At 78.6% G+C, this 1156-nt stretch carries 1 protein-coding gene; it reads right to left on the reverse strand.

Annotated features, from left to right (window positions below):
- Window positions 1-340 precede the first annotated feature (340 nt).
- Window positions 341-1102 carry a hypothetical protein gene (locus tag FNH09_RS46480; RefSeq protein WP_152895885.1) on the reverse strand — a complete coding sequence of 254 codons (762 nt, stop codon included), beginning with the start codon at window positions 1100-1102 and terminating at the stop codon, window positions 341-343.
- Window positions 1103-1156: the final 54 nt, after the last annotated feature.

Genomic DNA, 1156 nt, shown 5'->3' on the forward strand with positions numbered 1-1156 from the left:
CCTCCCGCAGGAAGCGTCCGAACCCGCCCCCCGCCCACCGCGTCCGGCCACGCGGCACATCGGCCCCCTCGGCCCTGGCCCCGACACCGGCTCCGGTTCCGGCCCCGGCCGGGCTCAGCGTCGTCCGGCGCCTCGTCCTGCGCGTAGTCATGGGGGCACCTCTCCCTGAACTCCCCGGGCCGACCCGCCTCGGGTACCCAGGACCGGCGGGACGGCTCGCCCCGGGACGCGGCTGACATCCGGGCGTTCCGCCACCCGCAGGTCGAGCCGCCCCACCACCCGCACACCGAGCCGACCGGCGTCCGCACCCTCCGGACCGGTCGCCCCGGACCGGCCCGCTCTAACCCCGTGCCGACCCGTCGGCCCCCGGCTCGCCCAGCCGGGCCAACTGGGTCTGGAACCAGTCCAGTCGGGCCTGCAACAGGGCCGCCTCGGCGACGAGTTCGGGCACACCGAGGTCGGCGCGCACCGCGGATCCGGCGCCGTCGCGCACACCGGGACCGGCGGGCACACCGCGGCCCGCCGCAGGCGCCGGGCCGCCGGACCCCGAACCGCCCCAGGGGCCGCCGCCGCCCGCCACGACCCGCAGTCCGTCCCCGGCCAGCCGGGCGAACGCCGCCGGCGAGAGGGCCGTACGGCCGCGCACACAGGCCGCGCAGGCGGGCGCCAGGGCGGACCAGCCGGGCCTGCCCCACCCGGCGTCGGCGAGCGCGGCCGCGGCCGCACCGCAGACGCACGGTCCGACCGTCGCCGCGCGCACCCGCTGTCGGGCGTAGCGGAAGCCGCGCTCGAAGCGGATGTAGGCGCCCAGCACGGAGACCTCCAGCAGGACGGCCGCCCGGTGCTCGGCCGTGCACAGCAGCGCTTCCGCCGTCGTACGGTCGTGCACGCAGTGGAAGCCGCAGTCGCAGCGGCGGTGCGGCGCCCGGTGCCGCAGTCCGTAGGCGCAGGACGCGTCGGCCACGACCGCGTACGGCAGCGCGCCGCCGAGCGACACACCGGTGAACCCGGCCCGGGTGCCGTCCTGGGACAGCACCGGGTGGGCGATCTTGAATCCGGTCGGCGCCTCCGTCGGACGTTCCTCCGGAAGCCGCAGCCTCATCGGGCGGCCGACACCTCTTCGGGCGCGGACACGGGGGCGGGCACGGGGGTGGCG

It is taken from the genome of Streptomyces adustus (genome assembly GCF_009377175.1).
GTDB classification, from domain to species: Bacteria; Actinomycetota; Actinomycetes; order Streptomycetales; family Streptomycetaceae; genus Streptomyces; species Streptomyces adustus.